Source organism: Flavobacterium sp. AJR, from assembly GCF_002156885.1.
In the GTDB taxonomy this organism is placed as follows: Bacteria; Bacteroidota; Bacteroidia; order Flavobacteriales; family Flavobacteriaceae; genus Flavobacterium.
This window is the reverse complement of record NZ_NCWQ01000019.1, coordinates 12,924-38,818: the sequence shown is the minus strand read 5'-3', so window position 1 is coordinate 38,818 and position 25,895 is coordinate 12,924. Positions and strand designations below refer to the sequence as shown.

20 protein-coding genes are annotated in these 25,895 nt (G+C 32.3%); 10 read left to right on the top strand and 10 right to left on the bottom strand.

What is annotated here, in order from left to right; translation table 11 throughout:
• Positions 1-28: 28 nt before the first annotated feature.
• The 10 genes from B8T70_RS06620 to B8T70_RS06575 all read left to right on the top strand — a co-directional run bounded on the left by B8T70_RS06620 (position 29) and on the right by B8T70_RS06575 (position 17,683).
• On the top strand, positions 29-1,228 hold the full coding sequence (locus tag B8T70_RS06620; RefSeq protein ID WP_039113023.1) for an acetate/propionate family kinase: 1,200 nt from the start codon (positions 29-31) through the stop codon (positions 1,226-1,228).
• Between the two features lie 101 nt (positions 1,229-1,329).
• On the top strand, positions 1,330-4,074 hold the full coding sequence (locus B8T70_RS06615; protein WP_123912079.1) for a histidine kinase: 2,745 nt from the start codon (positions 1,330-1,332) through the stop codon (positions 4,072-4,074).
• A gap of 243 nt (positions 4,075-4,317) precedes the next feature.
• Positions 4,318-7,314: a SusC/RagA family TonB-linked outer membrane protein gene (locus B8T70_RS06610; RefSeq protein ID WP_086894337.1), complete on the top strand. Its 2,997-nt coding sequence runs from the start codon at positions 4,318-4,320 to the stop codon at positions 7,312-7,314.
• Positions 7,315-7,318: 4 nt separating this feature from the next.
• The gene (locus B8T70_RS06605) at positions 7,319-8,800 is read left to right on the top strand and encodes a RagB/SusD family nutrient uptake outer membrane protein (protein WP_086894336.1); all 1,482 of its coding nucleotides are present in this window, start codon (positions 7,319-7,321) and stop codon (positions 8,798-8,800) included.
• Between the two features lie 68 nt (positions 8,801-8,868).
• Entirely contained in the window at positions 8,869-10,239 is a 1,371-nt protein-coding gene (locus B8T70_RS06600) for a glucoamylase family protein (protein ID WP_086894335.1), read from the top strand.
• Between the two features lie 14 nt (positions 10,240-10,253).
• The gene (locus B8T70_RS06595; protein WP_086894334.1) at positions 10,254-10,955 is read left to right on the top strand and encodes a prolyl oligopeptidase family serine peptidase; all 702 of its coding nucleotides are present in this window, start codon (positions 10,254-10,256) and stop codon (positions 10,953-10,955) included.
• 10 nt (positions 10,956-10,965) lie between these two features.
• The gene (gene bglX / locus B8T70_RS06590; RefSeq protein ID WP_086894333.1) at positions 10,966-13,266 is read left to right on the top strand and encodes a beta-glucosidase BglX; all 2,301 of its coding nucleotides are present in this window, start codon (positions 10,966-10,968) and stop codon (positions 13,264-13,266) included.
• 133 nt (positions 13,267-13,399) lie between these two features.
• Positions 13,400-14,182, top strand: coding sequence for a glycerophosphodiester phosphodiesterase family protein (locus B8T70_RS06585; protein WP_086894332.1), 783 nt, complete (start codon positions 13,400-13,402; stop codon positions 14,180-14,182).
• Positions 14,183-14,233: 51 nt separating this feature from the next.
• A complete protein-coding gene (locus B8T70_RS06580; RefSeq protein ID WP_242667433.1) occupies positions 14,234-16,171 on the top strand; it encodes a discoidin domain-containing protein in 1,938 nt (645 codons plus the stop codon).
• A gap of 129 nt (positions 16,172-16,300) precedes the next feature.
• Positions 16,301-17,683 (top strand): M20/M25/M40 family metallo-hydrolase, encoded by a 1,383-nt coding sequence (locus B8T70_RS06575; RefSeq protein WP_086894330.1) that lies wholly within the window; start codon positions 16,301-16,303, stop codon positions 17,681-17,683.
• Between the two features lie 73 nt (positions 17,684-17,756).
• Here the strand turns inward: B8T70_RS06575 and creD are convergent, their stop codons facing one another.
• The 10 genes from creD to B8T70_RS06520 all read right to left on the bottom strand — a co-directional run bounded on the left by creD (position 17,757) and on the right by B8T70_RS06520 (position 25,889).
• On the bottom strand, positions 17,757-19,109 hold the full coding sequence (gene creD, locus B8T70_RS06570) for a cell envelope integrity protein CreD (protein ID WP_039118317.1): 1,353 nt from the start codon (positions 19,107-19,109) through the stop codon (positions 17,757-17,759).
• Positions 19,110-19,129: 20 nt separating this feature from the next.
• Positions 19,130-19,450 (bottom strand): hypothetical protein, encoded by a 321-nt coding sequence (locus B8T70_RS06565; protein ID WP_086894329.1) that lies wholly within the window; start codon positions 19,448-19,450, stop codon positions 19,130-19,132.
• 4 nt (positions 19,451-19,454) lie between these two features.
• Positions 19,455-19,907, bottom strand: coding sequence for a hypothetical protein (locus B8T70_RS06560; RefSeq protein WP_086894328.1), 453 nt, complete (start codon positions 19,905-19,907; stop codon positions 19,455-19,457).
• Positions 19,908-19,970: 63 nt separating this feature from the next.
• Positions 19,971-20,267, bottom strand: a complete 297-nt coding sequence (locus B8T70_RS06555; RefSeq protein WP_039113012.1) for a transcriptional regulator — start codon at positions 20,265-20,267, stop codon at positions 19,971-19,973.
• Between the two features lie 3 nt (positions 20,268-20,270).
• The gene (locus B8T70_RS06550; protein ID WP_086894327.1) at positions 20,271-20,960 is read right to left on the bottom strand and encodes a YiiX family permuted papain-like enzyme; all 690 of its coding nucleotides are present in this window, start codon (positions 20,958-20,960) and stop codon (positions 20,271-20,273) included.
• A gap of 32 nt (positions 20,961-20,992) precedes the next feature.
• Positions 20,993-21,598, bottom strand: a complete 606-nt coding sequence (locus B8T70_RS06545; protein ID WP_039113010.1) for a hypothetical protein — start codon at positions 21,596-21,598, stop codon at positions 20,993-20,995.
• A gap of 83 nt (positions 21,599-21,681) precedes the next feature.
• Complete coding sequence (locus B8T70_RS06540; protein ID WP_086894326.1) at positions 21,682-22,587, bottom strand: hypothetical protein; 906 nt, start codon at positions 22,585-22,587, stop codon at positions 21,682-21,684.
• Positions 22,588-22,605: 18 nt separating this feature from the next.
• Positions 22,606-23,424 (bottom strand): 3-deoxy-8-phosphooctulonate synthase, encoded by an 819-nt coding sequence (gene kdsA / locus B8T70_RS06535; protein WP_039113008.1) that lies wholly within the window; start codon positions 23,422-23,424, stop codon positions 22,606-22,608.
• A gap of 1,194 nt (positions 23,425-24,618) precedes the next feature.
• Positions 24,619-25,068, bottom strand: coding sequence for a hypothetical protein (locus tag B8T70_RS06525; RefSeq protein WP_039113005.1), 450 nt, complete (start codon positions 25,066-25,068; stop codon positions 24,619-24,621).
• A 143-nt stretch (positions 25,069-25,211) separates the two neighbouring features.
• The gene (locus B8T70_RS06520) at positions 25,212-25,889 is read right to left on the bottom strand and encodes a lysoplasmalogenase (protein ID WP_086894324.1); all 678 of its coding nucleotides are present in this window, start codon (positions 25,887-25,889) and stop codon (positions 25,212-25,214) included.
• Positions 25,890-25,895: the final 6 nt, after the last annotated feature.

Sequence of the window (25,895 nt, the reverse complement as noted above, 5' to 3'; positions counted from 1 at the left end):
TAGTGCCTTAGCACCTAAAAAAATAACAATGAAAATATTAATTTTAAATTCAGGAAGCTCTTCTATAAAATATCAATTAATGAAAATGCCAGCAAATGAAGTGATTTGTTCTGGTATGATTGACAGAATTGGTTTAGAAAGTTCGAATGTAACATATAAAACAAAAGATGTTTCTTTTGAAGAAATTTTGCCAATTGCAACACATAAAATAGGATTACAAAAGGTAGCCAGCTTACTTTTAAATGGAGAAACAGGCGTTATAAAAAGTACTTCAGAGATTAATGCTGTAGGACATCGTGTGGTTCATGGCGGAAGTGAATTTACCAAAACTGTTAAGATTGATGAAAAAATAAAAGCCAAAATCAAGCAACTTTTCGAATTAGCACCATTACACAATCCTGCAAATCTTGAAGGAATAAATGTTGCTGAAGAAATTTTTGATACAGCGGAACAAATTGCAGTTTTTGATACTGCTTTTCATCAAACAATACCAGTTGTAGCTCACAAATATGCTATTCCTGACAAGCTTTTGACAGAGAATAAAATACGTATGTATGGTTTTCATGGAACAAGTCATAAATATGTTTCGGAGAATGCTATTAAATACTTGAAGAAACATACTGATACAAAAGGTAAAAATATCATTACAATACATTTAGGTAACGGTTGTAGTATGACAGCGGTTAAAGATGGTAAGAGTATTGACCACACAATGGGATTTGCACCTGCAAATGGTTTAATAATGGGAACACGTGCTGGTGATATTGATCATTCGATAATTTTCTATATGAAAAATACCTTAAATTATTCATTAGAAGAGATTAATACAATACTCCAAAAACAAAGCGGAATGCTTGGTCTTACAGGTTTTAGCGACTTAAGAGATATTGAGGCTCAAGCAGAAAAAGGTAATAAAGAATGTCAATTGGCATTGGCAATGAATGCTTATCGAATAAAAAAATATATAGGTTCTTATACAGCTGTTTTAAATGGTTTAGATGCTATTGTTTTTACTGCAGGAATAGGGGAGAATTCATCTTATATGCGAAAATTAGTTTGTACCGATATGGAGTTTTTTGGAATTGAATTAGATAATGAGAAAAATGAAATTCGTTCTAAATCTAATCGCGAAATCAATACAGAAGCGTCTAGAACCAAAATTTTGGTAATCCCTACAGATGAAGAATTTGAAATTGCAAATCAAGTTCATCATTTGCTTAAAAACTAGATATAACACATTATTTTATAAAAAAAGCTTCTCATCGAGAGGCTTTTTTTATATGAAAATTTGAATAAATGTGATTATATTTGATGATAAATACCAATATTTTGAAATCAAATCTTCTTAAATCACTTTTCCTTATTTTTATAGCGTTACAGGTTCATGCACAAGAGTTACTCCCTTTTGTAGAAAACTATAATAAATCTAATTACGAAGGTGATAATCAGATATGGAGTGTTGCGCAAGGAAATGATAATGCGATGTATTTTGCAAATAATCATTATTTGGTGCGTTATAATGGAGTAGTTTGGGAAAAATATACTTTGCCAAACAAGACTATCATTCGCTCGATAATGGTCGAAGGAGATAAGATTTATTCAGGTTCCTATAAAGAGTTTGGTTATTGGTATAGAGAAGACGGAAAAATGAAGTATGTTTCTATCTCTAAAAATAGGGGAGTATTTGATGAAAATGAAAATGAAGAAGTATGGAAGATTTTTAAATTTAATGATGTAATATACTTTCAATCATTTAATCAAGTTTTTGCTTATGATGGAAAAAGAATCAAGAAAACTAAACTACCGTTTTTAATATCCTATTGCTTTATTATCAATAATCAGTTGCTTGTAGCTTCTGTAGAACATGGTGTTTATGTTTTAAAAGGGGATAAATTAAGCCCAGTAAAAGGATGGAATACCTTAAGAAATAATGTTATTCATGCGATCGAAAAGTATAAGAATAAGGCATACATTTTTACACATAAAAACGGAATTTTTGTAGAAGATAAAGGAAATTTAATTGCCTGGAATAATCCATTAAATGGAATCCTAAAAAGTGCCAATATAAATGTTGCCCGATTTTTAAAAAATAACAAACTTATAATTGGAACTGCCGGAGACGGAATTTATATGTTTGACTTTAATGATAATTCTTTTAAAAACATCAATAGAAAAAATGTATTGATGAACAATTCTATCTTAAGTATAGGGCTGGATAAAGAAAATGATTTATGGTTGGGACTCGATAACGGAATAGCGCATATTGAAGTTACTTCGCCAGTATCTATTTTTTATGATAATTCGGGAGTTTTAGGATCAGTATATTCAGTTGTAAACATCGAGAAGGGATATTTAATGGCATCTAACCATGGTGTTTTTAAATATGTAGATAAAAAGCTCTCATTGATTCCTAATAGTCAAGGTCAGGCTTGGAATATAAGTAAAATAGGTTCTAAATACTTTATTGGTCATAACGAAGGAACATTCTTGTATGAAAATGGACAGTTTTCTAAATTAAATACAACAAATGGAGGTTGGAATTTGACTAAGAGTAGTATTGGTAATTCTTATTTTCAAGCAACATACAGCGGAGTTGTTGTGTATAAAGACATTAATAACTTAGATGAAAAAGTGATCTTAAACGGATTAAAGAAACCTATAAAATATGTAGCTCAAAACAAAAAAAATGAAGTTTGGGCAGCTGATAATTATAGAGGTTTATATAGAATTTTATATAACGACGATTACGAGACAAAAAAGGTAGAAAACGTTACGCAACACAGTAAAATTAAAAATGATTTTGGTGTGAAAATATTTGAGTTTAGAAAGGAAATACTCTTTTTAATAAATAAAACGTGGTACACTTATAATTCGATAGCGAATCAATTAGAGAAAAACGAACTTTTTAATTCGAATTTTAGTAATATTTCTGATGTAGCTGCTATTGACGAAAGTCATTTTATATTGCTACAAGACGGGTTTTTGTATCACATTTATGCAAATGGCAATAAATTTATCTGGAACAGTATTCAAGAGAAATATTATAAGGGTAAAATAATTAATGACAATCTGAATATTTTTAAAAATAACAATAACTATTTATTAAATCTGGATGATGGTTTTATTTCTTTTCAGTTAAAAGACATCAATAAAGAAAAACTAAATTTAGAGGTTGAGGCGTTTAATAACGAAAACTTGATAGAGAATAATTCGAGTATAAATTATAATACCGAATTAAAAATAAATGTAATCTCAGGAATATTTGGGGCATCAAAACCAAATTTGTCTTATAAAATTAATGGAGAAAATAAATTTATTCCCATAAAAGACGGTTTAATTGTTTTGAACAATTTAAATAGTGGTTCCCACGATGTCGAAATATTTAATCATGATGGTTTAAGTTATAGTAAGATTGCAAATTTTGAATTTGTAGTTGCAAAACCATGGTATCTTTCTGCTTGGATGCTTTTGTTGTATTTGTCTATTATAGGTGTTGTTTTGTATATCTATTATAAATGGAATAACATACGCTACTTACAAAAACTTGAATTAAGAGAAGAAGAGCTAAGACATCAAAAGAAAATTCTGGAAATGGAATTGAAAGCCGAGAATGATTTAAATAGTCAAGAGTACCAAAAACATATTCTTGAACTAGAGTTACAAACTAAATCATCAGAGGTAGCAGGTAAATCACTTTCTATTGCCAAGCAAAGCGAAATGATTGAAAAGATACAAGGTATTCTAGATTCTGAAGCAGATTTTAATAAACTCAAAAGCGAAATAAAAAAAGCGATTAAAATAAATGCTGTTAATAAACACGAGTGGGAAACTTTTGAAAATAATCTGAATCAGATACACAATGAGTTTATCACAACACTTTCTCAAAAATATCCTAACCTGACTTCAAAGGATATTAAGCTTTGCATTTACCTAAAAATGAATCTTTCCTCAAAAGAGATTGCACCTCTAATGAACATCTCATTTAGAGGAGTAGAACTACATCGTTATCGATTAAGGAAGAAATTGAACCTTGTACAGGACGAAAACCTTTCTAATTTTCTATTAAATATATAAAAACACCCTGTTTTTTTAGGGATAATATATTATTTAACTTTAAATTTTATCATATAACAATACATCATTACTACATCAACATGATGTGTAATGGTGTTTTTGTGTTTTTTTAATTTATTAAAAATCATTAACTTAATGTGTTTTTTTGGTGTTTTGATGTAGTCATGTAGTATTTCTATTTAACGCACTATAACGTTGTAATTATCTAAGTTTGACAAACTAACTTTAACAATTTATTAATATATGAGAAATCTTATTTTTAGCTTATTAGCGCTCATTCTACTTCCAGCATATATGTCTGGTCAAGTAATTAAAGGTAAGGTTTTGGATTCACAGGGTATGGCAATTCCAGGAACAATGGTCGTTGCCACAGAATCTAGAACTTCAACAGACACAGATTTTGATGGTAATTTTGAAATTAAAGCCAAAGTAGGCGAGACATTAAAAATTAGCATGGTTGGTTTTGAAGCTTCGACTATTAAAGCAACTTCAACTCCTATGAGTATTGTTTTAAAAGAATCAGAAGATACAGCTTTAAAAGAAGTTGTTGTTATAGGATACGGAACAAGAAAGAAAATAGATAATACTTCGGCAGTAAACTCAATTAAGCCAGAAGAAATCACTAGAATGAAAGTAATGAACGCTTCTCAGGCAATACAAGGTAAAGCTGCAGGGGTTCAGGTATCATCTTCTGATGCTCCAGGAAGCACACCTTCTATAGTAATTAGAGGAGCTGGTACTGCATTAGGAGGAAGAAACCCATTATATGTGGTAGATGGTATGCCTACAGAGAATATCAATAACATTAATGCTAATGATATTACTTCGTATGAAATCTTAAAAGATGCTTCTGCACTTGCAATTTACGGAACAAGAGGTGCTAATGGTGTAATTATGATTACAACCAAATCAGGAAAAGGAAAACTTACTGTTGAATTGGAGAGTTTTACAGGTTTTAGAACTCCTTTGAAAAAAGTAAAAATGGCTAATAGTGATCAATACATTAGTTATAATAACTTAGCAGCTTTTGATGATTTCCCAAAAGGTAGATTTGCAGCTAATCAGCCATATAGTACAAATTGGATGGATGAAATAACAAGAACGGGAACTTATTCTCAAAACAATCTTGCTATTTCTGGGTCTACAGAAACTGTTAAATACTTTTTTAGTGTAGGTAATTATGAAGAAAAAGGAATTTTAAATGGATCGGATTACGGACGTACAACTATTAGAAATAATAATGAGTTTAAAATTTCGGATAGGCTTAAATTGTCTCAAAATTTAAGTGTAACTAGTATAAAAAACAGACCAATGCCTTTAGGTGCATTTTCTGCAGCTTATAGACAGTCTCCATTAGTTCCTGTACGTTTTGCTAATGGAAAATATGGAGTTCCATTTGTAGATGAAGCAACAGGAATCGTTTCTGAAAACGGAACAAAATCGTTTAACAATGTAGGAAATCCAGTAGCTCAGTTAGATTATACAGATGAACAACAACAAAGTGTGATTTTACAAGGAGGGTTAAAATTAGATTATGAGATTAGTAAATCATTAAAGTTTACCTCTCAATTTAATGCAGAGTATTATACTTACAAACAGTATAATTATGTTGATAACGTTGCTCTTTGGTTAGCAGCAGATCCTACTCGTATACAGGGAGATTATCCTAAGGATTTAAATATAAATACATTAACAAGAGGTAGAGACGAATATTTTAACTGGAATTTATCTAACTACTTAACTTATAATAAAGTATTTGGAGATATTCATGATATTGAAGTTACTGTAGGTATGGAGTCTAACGTAAATGGTACCAGACAAAAATTAACTATTGATAGAAAGAACGTATATCCAGATTCTAATTACTGGTCTTTAGAAAATGTTAATGTTGCTGGTTCAGTAACAGGTTATAAAGATGAAGCTCTTAATCAAAGAAGATTAGCATCTTATTTTGGTCGTTTCCAATATAAATTAATGGATAGATACTTACTTACAGGTACTGTAAGACGCGATGGTTCGTCACAATTTGCTAAAGATCAGCGTTGGGGAACATTTCCATCTGTTGGTTTAGGATGGATTGTAACAAAAGAAAGCTTCTTAGCAGATATTAAAGGGTTAGACTTATTAAAATTAAGAGGTTCTTGGGGTAGATTAGGAAATCAAAATGTACCACTTAATACTCAGATATTAACTTCAGGAGTAGATTACCCTGGTTTTGGTTCAGGAACGACAATCAATTCTCAAATAGATCCTAGTTTAGGTTGGGAGATTGTTGAGGAACTTTCAGGAGGTTTTGATTTTGAATTATTGAACAATAGATTAAAAGGATCTTTTGATGCGTATAGCAAAAACACAACAAATACAATTTTGAATGTTAAGCCATATTCAGCTTCAGGAATTACAGTACCTACACCTGCGCACGTTGGTGAAGTATCTAATAAAGGATATGAAGTTGCATTACGTTGGGATGATAGAATAAACGACAATTTTAGCTACTGGGTAGGAGGGAATTATTCTTATAATAAAAATGAACTTACTAGCCTTAAAAATGTTCAATTATCTCCAGTAATTGGTGGTAGTTTATCAAATGGACAAAATGTTAAATTACTTGACAATAGAGCGATTGGACAACCTTTAGGTAGTTTTTATATGTACAAATATGCTGGTGTAGATCAAGATAGTGGAGAAATGTTGTACTACAAAGCAAATGGTACTAAAGTTGTTCAGGAAGGTTTAGATGAACTTAATGATAAAAAGTATGTAGGTTCACTTTTACCAACTTCTACTTATGGAATTACTTTAGGAGCAAACTACAAAAACTTCGATTTTTCTGTTGATGGTTACGGAACAGGAGGAGCAAAAGTGTACAATGGTAAAAAGGCACAACGTTTTGGAGGAGAAAATGTAGAAGCTTCTTTAGTTGGTAATTACGGAACAGCTTCAACTCCTTTACCTTTTAATAAAACTCCTGTTGCTTCCACTTTTTATTTAGAATCTGCAGATTTTTTCAGAATCAATAATATTACTGTAGGATACAAACTTCCTCTTAAAGAAGATCAGTTTATTAGCTTTTGTAGAATATATGTAAATGCAATTAATCCATTCATCACACAAAAATTCTCAGGATTTTCACCTGATATCACAGGTGATGGTAAGTTAGTTGAAGGTACTCAGGGAGTTGAGCTAGATGCTTACCCATCATTGAGATCATTCGTTATAGGTGCTAATTTAAAATTTTAATATTATGAAAAGATTATATATATCAATGTTTGTACTTTCTGGATTATTCTTTTCTGGATGTTCAAATGAGTTTTTAGATGTAGACCCAACTCAAGCTCTTCCAGCAGATCCAGCGTTGGTAAATAGTGATGCGGGAGCTTCAGGATTTGTAACTGCAATTTACAATCAGTTCTTAAACTGGGACATGTCTTCTTTTGGATGGAACGCAGTAACAAGTATTATTTCAGATGATGCCGATAAAGGTTCAGATCCTAGTGATGCTGGTACAGATAAAGACGTTATTGATGCTTTAACTTATAATGCATCAACTCCATCATTTCAATCTACTTGGGATGCTAATTATGCAGGAATAAACAGATGTAATCAGGCATTGGCAATGTTCCCTAGATTAGACAAGGTAACACCTAGTTTAAAAGTGAGATTAGAGGGAGAAGCTAAATTTATGAGAGCTTTTATGTACTTTACTTTAGTAAAAGGATACGGAGGAGTTCCTATTGTAGATCGTTTAGCTAATGTTCCAATTACAGAAGAGGACAGAAAAATGCAATTAACACGTAAATCTACTGCAGAAGTTTATGCTTTTATAGAACAAGATTTAAATGATGCAATAGCTAATTTACCTGAAAAATCTGCTTACTCAGGCGCAGATAGAATGAGAGTTTCTAAAGGATCTGCATATGCGTTGTTAGCGAAAGTAAATTTATATCAAAAAAATTGGCAGAAAGTAATTGACAATTGTGATAAAGTAACCGGATACGTTCTAGTTTCAGATTATGCTTCAATGTATAAATTAGATGGAGAATTTGGTTCTGAATCTATTTTTGAAATTAATGGAGTAGGTTCTACTTCTAGCCCTGGATTTGGAATTCCAAATTACACTGCTTCTCAAGCACCACGTGGTGCAGGAGGTTGGGGTTGGGGATTCAACACACCAACAGAAGGTTTAGCAAATGCATATGAGCCTGGAGATGTTAGAAGAGCTGCTACCATTATTTTTAGAGGATCTACTTTATATGATGGTAGAGTAGTATCAGATAAAGTGGCTAATGCAATGTATAATTATAAAGCATACTCATCTGCTTTTTATAACCAAGAATTTACAGATACAAACCTTAGATATTTGAGATATGCTGAAGTATTGTTGATGAAAGCAGAAGCTTTAAATGAATTAGGACAAACATCTGCAGCTATTCCTTTCTTAAATCAAGTTCGTAAAAGAGCAAAATTAGGAGATACACCCGCAGTAGGTCAAGATGATGTTAGAATAGCAATCTGGAAAGAAAGAAGAGTAGAGTTAGCTTTTGAGCATGACAGATGGTTTGACATCATCAGAACTGGTCAAGCTGAAGCAGCGATGAAAGCAGACGTAAGCCCTGCTTTCCCTAATGGAAAAACTTTTATTGTTGGTAGACACGAATTGTTTCCACTTCCAACAACTTTCATAAGAGAATCTGTAGGATACTCAGATCAAAACCCTGGTTACTAAAATACCAAATAATCACTTCCTCCAGAGTATGGAGGAAGTGATATTTATTAATTGCATAAATTTTTATAATGATTAGAATTTCAGTTTTATTGATGGCTTTTGTTTTTTTAGGTTGTGGATCAAAAATGGACAAATCTAAAGAGAGTACTGTAGCTCCCACAGTTGTAAAACTATCGGATGAAGAGCTTATGGATGTAGTGCAAAAACAAACTTTTAAGTATTTCTGGGACTATGCTGAACCAAACTCGGGATTGGCGAGAGAGCGCTATCATCCTGATGGGGTTTATCCCGAAAATGATGCTAATGTTGTTACGACCGGAGGTTCTGGTTTTGGGTTAATGGCGATTGTGTCTGGAATGTCAAGAGGTTACATTACAAAAAAAGAAGGTACAGAGAGACTTAATAAAATAGCTGATTTCTTGGCTAAAGCCGACCGTTTTCACGGAGCTTGGTCACATTGGATTGATGGAAATACAGGAAAAGTAAAACCATTTGGAACTAAAGATAATGGAGGAGATTTAGTAGAAACTTCATTTTTAGTTAGCGGAATGATTACGGTTCGTGAATACTTAAAAAACGGTTCGAGCGCTGAAAAAGCAGTCGCCGAAAAATACGATGCACTTTGGAAAGGGGTAGACTGGAAATGGTACACAAATAACAAGAATTTTTTGTATTGGCATTGGTCGCCTACTTACGATTGGCAAATGAATTTTCCTTTAGAAGGATATAACGAATGTTTAATTACTTACATATTGGCGGCAGCTTCGCCAACACACCCAATTACGCCGAAAGAATACCACGAAGGTTGGGCAAGAAATGGGGGAATAGTTACGGATAAAACCAAATATAATATTCCCCTAATTCTAAAACACAATGGAGCTGAAGAGTTTGGAGGTCCTTTATTTTGGGCACATTATTCGTATGTTGGACTTGATCCAAACCAATTAACTGATAAATATGCAAACTATTGGGATCTTAATGTAAATCACGTAAAGATCGATTATGAGTATTGTGTAGAAAATCCTAAGAAATTTAAAGGATACGGTTCTGATTATTGGGGATTAACTGCATCTTATTCTAGAAACCCAGACGGAACGACAGGTTACAACGCACATATGCCTAGTAATGATGTAGGAGTTATTGCACCAACAGCAGCAATTAGCTCAATTGTTTATACACCAAAAGAGTCTATTGCAGTGATGCGTAATTTATACGAAAATCATAAAAAAGATACTTGGGGAGTAGCAGGATTTTATGATGCTAGTAGTTTACAATACGGTTGGACTGCTCAACGCTATTTGGCGATAGACCAAGGTCCAGAAGTGGTTATGTTAGAGAACTATCGTTCTGGTTTATTATGGGAATTATTTATGAATGCTCCAGAAGTTAAACAAGGATTGATAGGATTAGGTTTTCACTCAGGTAAATACGGATTCTAGAAAACAGTTTTAATATGAAGTATAAATTAGCAGTAGTAGCTCTATTATTTTCGTTCATTTCTTTTGCTCAAACAACTGTAAATGGGAAGATTAAAACCGAAATCATTCAAAAACATGAACTAGGGTACGCATTGCATATTCCAGCGGATATAAAAGAGAAGAAACCATTGCTAATTTTTCTTCATGGTTCTGGCGAAAAAGGAACCGATATTGAGAAAGTAAAAATTCACGGTCCATTTAAGTATTTAAAAGATCACAAACTCGATGCTTATGTTCTTGCTCCACAATGTCCAGAAGGCGAAGAATGGGATGCAGAAGTTTTATACCGATTGATCTTAAAAATCCAGAAAGAAAACAATATAGATTCAGATAGAATTTATGTTACAGGATTAAGCCTGGGAGGCTGGGGAACATGGAATCTAGCTTTTGCGCGTCCGGATATGTTTGCAGCAATAGTTCCAATTTCGGGGTTTGTAGATTTAATACAATTAGAGCAGACCTGCAAAATAGCAAAGATTCCAACACGAATTTTCCATGGATTAATGGATGATGTCGTGAATATAGATTATGCGATTACAATTTATAAGGAATTAAAAAAATGTAATAGCAATGTAGAGTTGACCATTTTTGATGATGCAGGTCATGATAGTTGGTCAAGAGTATATGACAACCAGGAAATTTATGACTGGATGTTTAAACAAGTAAGAAATAAATAAAACCCATAGAATGAAAAACAAATTAGTAATACTCTTTTTAGGATGTGCTTTTTTGAGTTATGCTCAAAAAAAAGAAGCCAAAAAAACTGTAAAAATTAAGCCAAGATCAGAGTTCGTTTCAGAGTTGATGTCAAAAATGACAGTAGATGAAAAAATCGGACAGTTAAATTTACCAACTTCTGGAGATATAACAACTGGTCAGGCTAATAGTTCTAATGTTGCTAAAAATATTGAAGAAGGAAAAGTAGGTGGACTATTCAATATTAAATCAGTTCAAAAGATAAAAGAAGTACAAAAGATTGCAGTTGAAAAAAGCCGATTGAAAATTCCTTTGCTTTTTGGTATGGACGTTATTCATGGTTATGAAACTACATTCCCAATTCCGCTTGGATTATCTTGTATTTGGGATATGAAAGCGATAGAGAGAAGTGCTCAAATTGCTGCACAAGAAGCTAGTGCCGATGGTATTAACTGGACATTCTCACCAATGGTAGATATTTCTCGTGACCCACGTTGGGGTAGAGTTTCTGAAGGTTCAGGAGAAGATCCGTATTTAGGTAGTGAAATTGCAAAAGCAATGGTTAATGGATACCAACAACACGATCTTTCAAAAAACAATACTATTTTATCATGTGTAAAACATTTTGCTTTATATGGTGCGCCAGAGGCAGGACGTGATTACAACACGGTAGATATGAGTAAAATAAGAATGTATAATGAATATTTCCCACCATATAAAGCTGCTATTGATGCAGGTGTAGGTTCGGTTATGGCATCTTTCAATGAAATTGACGGAATTCCAGCAACTGGAAATAAATGGTTAATGACCGATGTTTTAAGAAAAGAATGGGGTTTTAAAGGATTTGTAGTTACAGATTATACTGGAATTCCAGAAATGATCGATCACGGAATGGGTGATTTACAAACCGTATCAGCATTAGCATTAAATGCAGGTGTAGAGATGGATATGGTAGGAGAAGGATTCCTTACCACATTAAAAAAATCATTGGCAGAGAATAAAGTAAGCATAGAACAATTAGATAATGCTGTGCGTCTTATTCTTGAAGCAAAATACGATTTAGGATTGTTTGAAGATCCTTATAAATACTGTGATCCAAAAAGAGCTAAAACAGAAATTTTTACTGCAAGCCATAGAGCCGAAGCTAGAAAAATATCTTCACAATCATTGGTTTTATTAAAAAACGAAAATCAATTATTGCCTTTAAAGAAATCAGGAACAATTGCAGTAATTGGACCATTGGCTGATGCCAAAGAAAATATGCCAGGTACTTGGAGTGTTGCTACAAATATGAAAACGGCTATATCATTATTAGCAGGAATTAAAGATGTTGCAGGAAAATCAACAAACGTACTTTATGCAAAAGGAAGTAATCTTGATTATGATGCTGAATTTGAAGAGAAAGCAACAATGTTTGGAAAAACATTACACCGTGATAACAGAACTAAGGAAGAATTACTTGCAGAAGCTTTAAAAGTTGCTTCACAATCAGATGTAATTGTAGCTGCAATTGGAGAATCTGCTGAGATGAGCGGAGAAAGCAGTAGTAGAACTAACTTAGAAATTCCACAAGCACAAAAAGACTTATTACAAGCATTATTAAAAACAGGAAAACCAGTTGTTGTTGTTTTATTTGATGGTCGTCCGTTAGTAATAAAAGAAGAAAGCGAAACTGTTCCAGCTATCCTTAATGTTTGGTTTGCAGGAAGTGAAGCAGGACATGCAATTGCAGATGTTTTGTTTGGAGATGAGAATCCTTCAGGAAAATTAACATCTACATTCCCAAGAAGCGTAGGACAAGTGCCTATTTATTACAACCAAAAAAATACAGGAAGACCACTTGTAAACAAAGAGGGAAAATTTGAGAAATTCAGATCAAACTTTATTGATGAAAGAAATGAGCCTTTATACGCTTTTGGTTACGGATTAAGTTATACAACTTTTGACTATTCAAACTTGAAAATTTCATCTGATAAAATGAACTTCACAGGAAAACTAAATGTTACTGTTGATGTTACAAATACAGGAAATTATGACGGTAAAGAAGTAGTTCAATTATACATAAGAGATTTAGTAGGATCTGTTACAAGACCAGTAAGAGAACTTAAAGGTTTCCAAAAGATAGACCTTAAAAAAGGAGAAAAAAGAACTGTGAATTTTGAAATTACTGTTGAAGACTTGAAATTTTACAATTCAGACTTAAAATTTATTGCAGAGCCAGGACAATTCGACATATATGTTGGAACTGACTCAAATGCAGAGAAGAAAGTTAGTTTTGAGTTAATCAAGTAATTGGTTGGTTTGATTGATTCATGTTTGGCCCTTCGTTATTGGTTTCGAAGGGCCTTTTTTTTAACTTAAAATGGCGTAGTTTTTAAGTAAACTCGCTACCTATTAACTATTTTAAACCTTAAAAAATTATACAATGAATGCTAGTAAAATATTAAGCGCATCTTTTATGCTAACAATATTTGTTTTCACTTCTTGTAATGTCACAAAAAATGGAATTGTTGCACATCGAGGAGCTTGGAAAAAAAATAATTTACCAGAAAACTCTATAGCCGCACTTAGGCATGCTATCGATTTAAAAGCGGTAGGGTCAGAATTTGATGTAGTCATGACAGTCGATGATTCTCTTGTTATAAATCACGATCCTCATTATAACAAACTAATTGTTGAAGAAACAAAATATGCCGACTTAATAAAGTTTAAACTCTCTAATGGAGAAAAGCTACCAACCTTACGAGAGTATATTCTGGAAGGACAAAAAAATAATAAACACACAACTTTAGTTTGCGAAATAAAACCTTCGGGAGTAAGCAAGGAAAGAGGGAAGAAAATTGCCTTAAAAGTGGTGGAAACAGTAAAGAAGCTTAAAGCTGAAAAAATAACTACATATATCAGTTTTGATTACGAAATCCTGAAACAAATTAGAGATGTAGATTCAAAAACTACATTGCAATATCTAGAAGGAAATAAATCTCCTAAAGAAGTAAAACTAGATAATATTACAGGTGTAGATTATCATTATTCAGTTTTTAAAAAACATCCGGATTGGATAAAAGAAGCAAAAGATAATAAGATAAGCCTAAATGTTTGGACTGTTAATGAAGTAGATGATATGGATTGGATTATTGAAAACAAATTTGACTACATCACAACCAACGAACCAGAATTATTAGCCGAAAGAATAAAGACTAAAAAATAGATTTTTTGAGAGAATAAGATTCAGCCAGATTATGTGTAAAATATAAAAGATATGATGAAAATTAACTATAAACTATATTCATTAGCAGCACTTTTGTTGCTTTTGGTAGGATGTAAAATTCATACATCGGAAACTAAAACAAATCTTCTTGGAAAAACGGAATGGTTTGATCCAAATAAACCAGCATCAACATATTGTAATCCAGTAAATATTGGATACAATTACACGACCGAAAACCATAACGGAATCCCCGAATCACGCCGTTCGAGCGCAGATCCTGTGATTATTACCTATAAAAACGAATACTATCTTTTTGGTACGAATCAGGCAGGATTCTTTTGGAGTAAAGATATGTCCAATTGGGAATTTGTTTACGGTAGTTTTCAGAGACGTCCTGCCGATGATGATCAGTGTGCACCAGCAGCTTGGGTTGTAAACGACACTATGTTTTATGTAGGTTCAACCTGGAAAAAAGACCATCCTATTTGGAAAACAGCTAATCCAAAATCGGGTAGATGGACAAGACATGTAGACACTGCCATGTTACCAACTTGGGATCCAGCGATTTTTCAGGACGATGATAAAAAAGTATATATGTACTATGGTTCAAGTGGAAAATTACCACTTGTGGGTACCGAAGTAGATTATAAAACATGGTTACCAGTAGGAAATCAGGCAGAGTATGCCAAACTATACGCAGCAACCGAAGTAGAGGATATTCAACATCCATACGGAGAGATAAAAGAAGTAGTAGGTTTAGATCCTGCAAACCATGGTTGGGAACGTTTTGGACCTAATAATGATATGGAACCTGCGCCGTGGGGGAATTTTATCGAGGGAGCTTGGATGACCAAACACAACGGAAAATATTATATGCAATACGGAGCGCCAGCTACTGAGTTTAAAGGTTATGCCAATGGAGTACATGTGGGAGATAATCCGTTAGGTCCATTTGTTTACCAAAAACACAATCCGATGTCATATAAACCAGGAGGTTTTGTAATAGGAGCAGGACACGGAAATACTTTTGCAGATAATTATGGGAATTATTGGAATACAGGAACATGTAAAATCTCCATAAAAGACCGTTTTGAGCGTCGTATTGATATGTTTCCGGCAGGATTTGACAAAGATGATGTAATGTACTCTATTACATCTTATGGTGATTTTCCGATAGTCTTACCGACAAAACAACGTGATCAAACCAAAGGAGCTTCTGCAGGTTGGATGTTATTATCATATAAAAAGCCAGTAACCGTTTCTTCATCAGAAGAATGTATGGAAGTTCAAACACATAGAGTGGATAACGGAGGAAAAAAAGTATTTGAGAAATTTTGTTACGGAGCTAGTAATTTAACCGATGAAGATATTCAGACCTATTGGTCGGCAAAAACAAGTAATCCAGGCGAATGGTTACAGCTAGATTTAGGTAGAAAGATGCAAATAAATGCACTGCAAATAAATTATGCAGATCATAAAGCAACGCAATACAATAAGGCAATGGATATTTATTATCAGTATAAAATTTTTATGTCTGATGATGCTGTAAATTGGACTTTGGTTGTAGATAAGTCTAGAAATGACAAAGATGTACCACATGATTATGTCGAACTAACAAAACCAATCAAGGCACGTTATATAAAAATGGTAAACATTCATAACGCTTCAGGATTATTTGCAGTTTCAGATTTTAGAGTTTTTGGAAACGGATTGTTAGAAAAACCAAAACTAGTTTCTGAATTTAAAGTAGACAGAAGTGCTACAGATTCTCGTAATGCAATGATTTCTTGGAAAAAACAACCAGATGCAATAGGATATACTATTTATTACGGAATTGCTCCTGATAAATTATACAACAGTATAATGGTTTATGATGAAGGTTCATACGACTTTAGAGGCTTAGATAAAGGAACAAAGTATTATTTTACTATTGAAGCTTTTAATGAAAATGGTATTGCAGAAAAAAATCAGATTATAGAAGTAAAATAATTTAGATTTAATCTTCAGAAAAGGTTCTGGAAAATTTCACGGAGTTGTAAAGAATTTTGTTCCTTTGTGAAACTGATTTGAATAAAGTTAAAATCAGAATAATTAACCATACAAAATGCTATATAACCAATGAAAAAAACATCTTTATTAACTGTTTTTCTTTTAACAGGATTGGTGTCGTTTGCACAAACACCAGATGAACAAAATTTAAAATCAATTTACAAAGCAGCGCTAACCCAATCTAAATGTTATACTTGGTTAGAATATCTATCCAATGATATCGGAGGGCGACTATCTGGCACAAAAAATGCTGCGGATGCAGTACAATACACTAAAAATCAATTAGAGAGTATTGGACTAGACAGAGTATATCTTCAAGAAGTAATGGTGCCACATTGGGTTCGTGGAGAAAAAGAAACAGCTTATATTTTAGACAATAAAATAAAAACTGTAGTACCAATTACAGCTTTGGGAGGTTCTATAGCTACACCAAAAACTGGAATTACCGCAGAGGTAATCGAAGTAAAGGGAATTAAAGAGCTAAACGAACTAGGAGATAAAGTAAAAGGGAAAATTGTATTCTTTAACAGACCAATGGATCCTGAAAATGTAGAAACATTTAAATCATACGGAGGTTGTGTAGATCAAAGATATGCAGGAGCAAAAGAAGCTGCTAAATTTGGAGCAGTAGGAACAATTGTTCGTTCGATGAATTTAAGATTAGATGATTTTCCTCATACAGGAGCACAAAGTTATGGCGATTTACCAAAATCAGAATACATACCAACGGCTGCAATTAGTACAAATGGAGCAGAATTATTGAGTAAATCTTTAAAGAAAAACCCAACTTTAAAATTTTACTTTAAACAATCTTGTGAGCAATTACCAGATGTATTGTCTCATAACGTAATCGGAGAAATAAAAGGAACAGAACATCCAGAAAACATTATGATTGTTGGCGGGCATCTTGATTCTTGGGATTTAGCTGATGGTTCTCATGACGATGGAGCAGGAGTAGTGCAAAGTATGGAAGTAGTTCGTATCCTTAAAAACTTAGGATATAAACCTAAAAACACAATTCGTGTAGTATTGTTTATGAACGAGGAAAACGGAGGTAAAGGTGGAGCTATGTACGAAGAGATGGCACAAAAAAATAAAGAGAACCATATTTTTGCTTTAGAGAGTGATTCAGGAGGATTTAGTCCAAGAGGATTCTCTTTTGAGACAGATGATGAGAATTTTGCGAAAATACAAAACTACAAAGGCTTATTTGAACCTTATTTAATACATAGTTTTGTAAAAGGACATAGTGGTTCAGATATCGGACATTTAACATCGGCTAAACCACTTGTAAAAGCAGGTTTAAAACCAGATTCACAACGTTACTTTGATTATCACCATGCAGCCAATGATAAATTTGATGCAATAAACAAAAGAGAACTAGAACTTGGAGCTGCGACAATGGCATCATTAGTGTATCTAATTGATCAAAATGGAATCTTGACTAAATAGTCTCACTATTTATAAATAAAAGCAAAGCCACTTAAAATTATATAAGTGGCTTTTGTTTTTTATATAGATTATATTATTTACCCCAATCTATTTTTCTTGAAAAGTACATTACAGCTGCAAGAATTAAAAATAAACCTACACTTCCCACCAATAATGCGTAATTCTCTAATTGGATAATAACATAAATAAATGTGTATAATCCGGTGAGTGAAAACCCGATGAATATGGGGAATTTTTTATTCTTTAAAATCGAAAATGAATAAGCAGTAATAAGCGATATAACAGCTATTCCGGATAATATATACGCTTTGGTAAAATTACTATGTTCAGTTATCGAAATTAATAAAGTATAAAACATAATTAGAGCCAAGCCAATCATTGAGTATTGGAAAATATGAATACTAATTTTACTCATATTTTGGATCAAAAAGAAAATCAAGAATGTAAGTCCGATAACAAGAAAACCATATTTAGAGGCACGCTCATTTTGTTGGTATTGATCTACGGGAATCACAAAGTCAACCCCAAAACTATACATACTTAAATCAGGCAGAATATCAAAAGCTTGTTGAGAGAATGCTCTGTTGATATGCAAAATTTTCCAATTTGCTGTAAAGCCAGTCTCACTTATCTTTTTGGTTTTATCATCAGGCAGGAAATTACCAGTAAAACTAGGAGAAGCCCAATTAGATTTCATTCCAACATTGGTAGTTTTCCCAATCGGGACAATCTTAATTTGTTTACTACCATTGTAAGTAATACCAAAGCTATAATCGGTTTTAGGAGACGATAGTATTTTTGTTAAATCGATGTAACCTGTTTCAAGAGCCTCAGTAGTATCCGATTTAGACGAATTATATACAGGTTCAAAAACATAGTTAGTAGTTCCAATTTTAATTTTAACTTCCTCTTTTATACTTTTTAAATTTGTAGTTTTAATTAATATAGTTGCTTTGTCCCATTGAATGGTTTCGGGAGCAATATTTTTGCTACTAAAATCAGGTTGAATATAATTACCGTTAAATTGCATATTCGTTGTAAATACAGCCGATTCGTAATTATTTCTATTTAGTATTTTCGTGTCAATACTCGAATTGATATTTAGTTCTTGAGGGAAAAAATAGGCATATCTTGTAGATGCTACTTTTTGCTTTACCGTTTCTTTTGTTTTTTCGTTTATAGTTACTGTTTCCTGATAAGAAGTATAGGGAATCTTTAATATCGGTCCATAGATATAGACACTTTCTCCCCATTTATCATTGATTTCGGAAATAACATCGTTTTGTCTGTAAGAGCGTTCCGAGATTAAATTTTTTACATATTCCAGAGGAATTAATAAAAATAGAGTAAGCAAGCCTACCATAATCATTTTGGCAGTATTAGACTGAAAAATAGAGGCCGGTTTTGGAGTTTCGTTTGTTTCCATTGTAAAGTTGTTTTAAGGTTTTATAATAAATTAAGTTTGATAATGATTGTATAGTACAAAAGCGCAATAGGGATGTTTGATAATAGAATTAAGATCTTACGACCTATGTATTCCCTTTGACTTGGTATAGAAATGAAACTCGCTACTAAATGAAATAACATTATGGCATTAAGAAATAAAGCGGCAACGGTAAAAAGAAAGCCAACAATCAAGATATAAGAGTTGTCTTCTACAAGTACAAACAGTGCAAAAAAGAGCGAACAAATTATAAGACTACCAATGGTGAGTTCAGTTGATGCTCTACATTCAAATTTTTCATGGTTAATTAAATCATCTTTCATCGTTTTAAATTTTAAAAGTTTTTTGAATGGATTGAATAGGAGTGAGTAGCATTTTGGAGAAATCCAAATAATAAAAAGGCATTGCTTTTTTTCCTCTTTTATATTGTTCTAGAAAATAACCAAGTTGAGTAGGATAGAAGATAGTCCCCGATAGAATTACCATAAACAAATACAAGCTCTTTTTGCTATTACCCAAAAGATAATATTGCATCCCGATTTCGTCTATAACAGTAATTCCGGTATTGGTCAATACATGAATGATGTCATGATCTTCTAATTTGGCTTGAATATCAAAATTGTTTCTACGAAGAAAATCTCCCAAACCATATCCTAAACTTCCTTCGGGGAAGGCAAGTAATTCATCCTTGCTAATTTCCCAAGGCGCATTTTTCTTCATGTATTTCTGATATGGTTTTCGAGACCACTCGTACATTTTTTCTATTAATAAATCCTTCATATTTTGTTTTGTTAGTTTTTTAAAAGTACTTTGTATTTCAAAGTTAATAGGTAAAAAAAAGGCTCACTTCTTCTGTATCAATTTTTCAAGGGCATCGATATGTGCAACAAATGCAAGTTTTCCGTCTTTGGTTGCCCTATAACTAGTGTTGGGTTTTTTACCTATAAATTGTTTTTGTATCTCGATATAGTTTTCTAGTTCTAATGCTTTAGCATGACTCGCAAGATTACCATCCGTAACGCCCAAAAGCTCTTTCAGAGTACTAAAATCAGCCGATTCATTGACCATCAATACAGACATGATTCCAAGTCTAATTCGATGATCAAAGGCTTTATTTATATTTTGAATGATGCTTTTCAATTTTTAATAGGTATCAATTACGGTTTTTAATAATTTCGAATCCACAATGTTCGAAGGAGCAACAACATCTTCCTCAAGCGGGATATTATTACCATATCGTTCTTTTAATATTGCTTTAACTCTAGGATCTTCTAGGTTAAAGTCTTTTAATTTCTGTAGCGGACATAACTCAATACCAGCCCCATTTTTATAAATCTTCCAAATTAATTCAGAACAATAAATTTTAGCATCCGACCAACTAAAATGAGCATCATAATCTCTATTAAGGAAATTACGACTATATATCTCCATCTTTTCAATAGTAGTAGGAGTTAACGCAGTTGTATCTTTTAATCTCTTTACAAGATAACTTTGATTTTTACCATGCTCAATCCATTCGTCCAGAGGAGTTAGTTTTACGGGCTGTACAGCTTCAAAAACAAAACGTTTACCGTCTAAGATATAAACGATTCCACAATGTGAGAATTTAGATTTTGTAGCAATTCTTACGGCTTCACACTGACTAGATTCTGAAGTTTGAAAGATTAAATCACCTGCCTGGATTTTGTCTAACAAATTGACCTTTAACTTTGGATTTTCAGCTGTTGGTTTTGAAAAAGGATTGTTCGGAAAAAACTGCTTTGTAATGTATAAAGCAAAGCAAAAGCTGATTATCAAGGTAACCCCTGCGAAAATATATTTAAAATTTTTCATGTTTTACTTTTTAGAGTTATGACAAATAAAGATTATTTCCTGTCGTATTTAAAGTACATAACACTTCCGTATATAATATGGCAAACTCCAAAACCTAATGCCCAGAATTCCAAAGCGTAACCAGAGAATTCAGTTGAAATTAATCCAAGGATAATTATGGTAATTCCTAGATAACGCACATCCCTCAAAGTATATTTACTTGCATTTACACAAGCTAATCCGTAAAATAGGAGAGTGACTGGACCTATTAAACCATAATAACCATTTCGGAGCAAAAGTAAGCCGAAAATACCACCAGTAACAAGTGGAATCAAAAAATTGATTAATACTCTTTTAGAAGTAGAATTCCATATTTTTTCACCCTGCTTTTTGGCTTTGCTAACAGTTAATATCGCAGCAGTTATAACAGAAAATAATAGTACCAAAAAAGCAGTTAGTACAATTAACTTAAAAGTTTTACTTTCCAGAGTTACATAATAACTCGAATGGCTCTCAATAAGACCATTGGCGATGTGAGCGCCAATAAGAGCATATATTCCTGCCATAATTCCTGATAAGCCACTTAATGAAATAAACTGCGAAGATTTATTCATCATGTTTTTTATTTCAGTAATATCCTGTAAATATTTATCTTCCATATAAAGTACTTTGAATTACAAAGTAAATAATAAAAAAAATAGTCACCAAATAAAATGATGACTATTTTTTATGAATTTGTAAATTATATTCTGAAGATACCTCCGAAAGCAATAATTCTTTGGAAAAAGAAAAAGTCTTGAGAAGCACTATCATCGCTACTTTGTGTAGTTCTAATGTCTTGCATATTAATATAACCACCTTTTAACTCACCTTGAATATAAAAGTGTTTAAAGAAAGTAATATTTAAACCCGCTTTCGCCGATAATCCATAACCTGAAACATGAAAATCATCGTGACGTTCTTTTCCTAGAAGGGTTGTATTTGTTTTAGGAAATAAAAGACCGACACCTAAACCTTCGGTTAAGTTAATTTGAACTTTATCTGTATTAGGAAGATTGAACAAAGACGAAATATCATCATGTCTTGAAACCTCTGTATTAACATAGTTCAAACCATCTGTATGTTCGTACATTAAAAAAGGAGGAGGATTTTGAATAGTACCTTTATCAACACCACCTTCCTGAGCACCATATAAAGACATATCTACAGGTGTATTATTGTAAATACCGTTGTAAAAAGATCCAGCTTGATCTGCAGGTAAATCAATATATCCATTAACATTAGCTGTTTGATTTTGACTCATTACATATTTCATGTGGTCTACACCAATGGTTACACTATAATGGTCGCTAAAAAAATAACCCAAGCGTAAATTAGTTTGAGGAATGGTCATTCTTGCAGGATTAACATAATCCATGTGCCATCCTTTTGGTTTGTCATGAGCAGACATATTCTCAACTGTAAAGTTGTAATCTTTCCCTCTAAAGTTAACATCTGATTTGCTGTAACTTTCTCTGTTACCACCCCAGGAAACAAAGAACTTACCTTTATTATGTGCAGTGTATTTTTCTTGTAACGGCATTTCTTCTTGTGCAAATGTGTTTACTGAAAAACACAACAAGAAAAATAATATAAAATTAGTTTTCAAAGTATTAAGTATAAAAAATTAAAATTGATTAATAGTTTTTCTGATGGCAACTAGTTTGGTCATTAAATCTTCAAAATAGTCTAAATGTAACATGTTTGCACCATCACTTTTGGCGTTAGCCGGATCAAAATGAGTTTCGATAAAAATTCCATCAACACCTACAGCAATACCAGCTTTAGCAACAGTTTCGATCATATCAGGTCTTCCGCCAGTTACACCTACAGTTTGGTTAGGTTGCTGAAGCGAATGTGTTACGTCAAGAACCGTAGTAGCATATTGTTGCATTGTTGGGATTCCTCTATAATCTACAATCATGTCTTGGTAACCAAACATAGTACCACGATCAGTAACCATTACGTTTTGGTTGTTACAATCTAATACCTTCTGTACGGCATGTTTCATGCTTTCAGGGCTCATAAATTGTCCTTTTTTCAAGTTTACCACTTTTCCAGTATTGGCTGCAGCCACAACCAGATCAGTTTGACGGACTAAGAATGCAGGAATTTGTAAAACATCTACATATTGAGCGGCCATATCTGCATCCTCATTAGTATGAATGTCAGTTACAGTAGGAACATGAAATGTTTCAGAAACTTTTCTTAAGATTTTTAATGCTTTTTCATCACCGATTCCAGAGAAACTATCGATTCTAGAACGGTTAGCTTTTTTAAATGATCCCTTAAAAACATAAGGAATCTGAAGTTTGTCGGTAATACCGATTAATTTTTCAGCAATACGCATTGCCATTTCTTCACCTTCTATGGCGCAAGGCCCTGCAAGTAAAAAGAAGTTACCGCTATCTGTATGCTTAATTTGTGGAATATGTTGTATGTTCATAGTTTGTAATTTTTGAAAGTGCAAAGGTAGTTAGGATTTGCGATTTACAGATTAAGAATTAAGTTTTTTTTAAGAAGCCTCTTTGCACTATTCATGTACTATTTTTTGTTTAAAATGCTTTTTCATGGATTTTCAGGAGCTTCCATTGGTCACTCTGTAAATTCATGAAAACCAGCTTTCTTAAAAAATGATTTCCACTTTTATCGGGGCAATATTAAGGCATTGAAATAAACTAATCAATGACATTTATCATATATAGCCTATCTGGTTCTTTATGTTTTTCTTTGGTGTATTTGTACGTCTAAAAGTTTTTGGCATTACTTGTTGCCAACAAGTAGTTTCTTCCTAAGTTTTATATAGAAAATCCCAAACAGAATTTGTGTAAGTAAAAAAAGAATATTTATAAGTATTTGAATGCCAATTAGTATTTGAATTCTAGATATAAAAAAATCAAAATAAAGATAATGGAAACCGAGTAGGTGGTATATTTTAACTTTAGTAAGCAAAACCCCTGGAATGGTTAGCAAAAGATGAAGTACGAATTTTTTGAAGTTTATTTTATCAGTAATTCTCGAAAGCTTCCAATAATAAAACGTTACTATAGATAAAATAATAATGAAACAACTCTTGCAGAATCGATAGCAATTAAACCCGAAAGCAACGAGGATAAAAAATCAGAATTTGGATAAAAGATATAATGCGGAAATACCAATTACTGATAAAGCTATGAAAACTATGAAAGCAGTTTTTGTTTTAAATATAGTATCTTATTTAGCTTTTCTTTCTTTTAAAATTTTAATAAAAAACTGAAGAAGTATTAGAATACATAGGACTATAATAAAAAAGATAATAGACATTAAAACTCCAAAAAAGGGCATTCCACATCTTGTTGAATTCGGATGCTCATCAAAATATTTTGAAAGATTATAATTGGCGATGTAAATAGCAGCAATAGAAAATATTATTTGCGAGATAAAGCTTATTAGGCTTATTTTTCCAAATTTAAGTTTAGTAGAATTTTTGAAGAATATAGTTTTCGAACCAACTATTAATTGAAATAGTATTGGTAAAATAACCAAAATTAAACATGCTATCCCGAACATTACTATTAGTTTAAATTATGTTTGTTTGCTTTCAGATTGTTCTATAAAATCTTCCCTCTTTTAGTCTTGCTTCTACAAACAAGTCTTTCTTCTATTTCTTTAAAGTCAATCCAAGCGGAACCATCAAAACTCCTTTTTCGTAGATATTAAGATATAAATTGATTGGTTTTTTTTGTCCTTCCCATTTTAATTCATAAACATCAAGAAAACCAGCTCCCATATCGCTTCTTTTGCTAGGGAAAGGGCAGCAACTTTCAAGTTTGGTATAAGTTATCTTTTCGCCATTTGGTCCAGCCAGAGCGTTTAAAAAGCGTTGTTGGTTAATTACTTCATCTTTAGATGTTCTGTAAAATATATTTACAGGGTAATCTTTGTCATAACCATATTTCTTGTCTTTGCTATATTCAGTGATTATAAAAGTATTGTCTTTGCTTAAAGTTAAGTTTGGCGCATTATCATCTACATTTTTTAAAGTAGATTTTGTACTCACACAAGATGTGGCTGTAATAAGTAAAATGATAAAAAGAGCTATTTTTTTCATGTTTTGACAGTTTTATGATGCAAATGTAAAAGGTTTTGATAAAATAAGCCACAGATTAAAAGTGATTAAAAAAAAATCTGCCAAATCTGCTAAATGTGCGTGCAAAAAAAGCTTAAATCTGTTTAATCTGCGTAATCAGTACTTTATTTTGTTTTTACTGAATTCAGTTTTAAAATACCAATTACAATCAGATATTGTGCCATAAGATAAGTAAGCATTATAAAAAAGGAATTTTTATAAATAGGTTCATAAAATTTATCCATTGCAAGGATACTATCCGATAGCACAAAAATAATAGCACCAACAAGAATGTATGTGTTTGCAGGTTTTTTCCAAATTAAATATCCGCTAAAAGCGTACAAAAGCATGGTAGAAATAGTTAATGCATAAACAATAACAGGAAGTTGCAAATCGCCAAGTTTTGGTAATAAAACGGTAAGCATTGTTGCTAAATAAACTAAAATAAATCCCAAGCCAATAAAGAAAAGGCCTTTGTTTTTGGGAACATCTGGCTTGTTTTGTTTGTTAAACAGAATAATATAAATAACGTGAGATATCAGGAAAGCGACCAAACCTAATATAAAATAGATTTCGGCCTTATCGGCAAATAATAAAATTACATCACCAATCCATGAGAATAATAAAGCCCCAAGAAGTATTTTTTTTGAAGGAAAGTCTTCAGAAAAATAAACAGCAAGCCATAAAATAGGGATGAGTAATCCCTTTAAGTACCAAGCAATATTTTCAAGATTATAAAGAAGAATTAAAAGATAAAAAAAACTAAAACCAATATAGAATTTTAAAAGAAAGGGGCTTTTCATAATTTG

What these genes read in the sequence shown, in the direction of transcription:
- B8T70_RS06620 (WP_039113023.1), top strand. Translation starts at nt 29, where the DNA reads ATGAAAATATTAATTTTAAATTCAGGAAGCTCTTCTATAAAATATCAA.
- B8T70_RS06610 (WP_086894337.1), top strand. Translation starts at nt 4,318, where the DNA reads ATGAGAAATCTTATTTTTAGCTTATTAGCGCTCATTCTACTTCCAGCA.
- bglX (WP_086894333.1), top strand. Translation starts at nt 10,966, where the DNA reads ATGAAAAACAAATTAGTAATACTCTTTTTAGGATGTGCTTTTTTGAGT.
- B8T70_RS06560 (WP_086894328.1), bottom strand. Translation starts at nt 19,907, where the DNA reads ATGAAGGATTTATTAATAGAAAAAATGTACGAGTGGTCTCGAAAACCA.
- B8T70_RS06565 (WP_086894329.1), bottom strand. Translation starts at nt 19,450, where the DNA reads ATGAAAGATGATTTAATTAACCATGAAAAATTTGAATGTAGAGCATCA.
- B8T70_RS06605 (WP_086894336.1), top strand. Translation starts at nt 7,319, where the DNA reads ATGAAAAGATTATATATATCAATGTTTGTACTTTCTGGATTATTCTTT.
- B8T70_RS06600 (WP_086894335.1), top strand. Translation starts at nt 8,869, where the DNA reads ATGATTAGAATTTCAGTTTTATTGATGGCTTTTGTTTTTTTAGGTTGT.
- B8T70_RS06525 (WP_039113005.1), bottom strand. Translation starts at nt 25,068, where the DNA reads ATGAAAAAAATAGCTCTTTTTATCATTTTACTTATTACAGCCACATCT.
- B8T70_RS06545 (WP_039113010.1), bottom strand. Translation starts at nt 21,598, where the DNA reads ATGGAAGATAAATATTTACAGGATATTACTGAAATAAAAAACATGATG.
- B8T70_RS06580 (WP_242667433.1), top strand. Translation starts at nt 14,234, where the DNA reads ATGATGAAAATTAACTATAAACTATATTCATTAGCAGCACTTTTGTTG.
- kdsA (WP_039113008.1), bottom strand. Translation starts at nt 23,424, where the DNA reads ATGAACATACAACATATTCCACAAATTAAGCATACAGATAGCGGTAAC.
- B8T70_RS06595 (WP_086894334.1), top strand. Translation starts at nt 10,254, where the DNA reads ATGAAGTATAAATTAGCAGTAGTAGCTCTATTATTTTCGTTCATTTCT.
- creD (WP_039118317.1), bottom strand. Translation starts at nt 19,109, where the DNA reads ATGGAAACAAACGAAACTCCAAAACCGGCCTCTATTTTTCAGTCTAAT.
- B8T70_RS06575 (WP_086894330.1), top strand. Translation starts at nt 16,301, where the DNA reads ATGAAAAAAACATCTTTATTAACTGTTTTTCTTTTAACAGGATTGGTG.
- B8T70_RS06520 (WP_086894324.1), bottom strand. Translation starts at nt 25,889, where the DNA reads ATGAAAAGCCCCTTTCTTTTAAAATTCTATATTGGTTTTAGTTTTTTT.
- B8T70_RS06585 (WP_086894332.1), top strand. Translation starts at nt 13,400, where the DNA reads ATGAATGCTAGTAAAATATTAAGCGCATCTTTTATGCTAACAATATTT.
- B8T70_RS06550 (WP_086894327.1), bottom strand. Translation starts at nt 20,960, where the DNA reads ATGAAAAATTTTAAATATATTTTCGCAGGGGTTACCTTGATAATCAGC.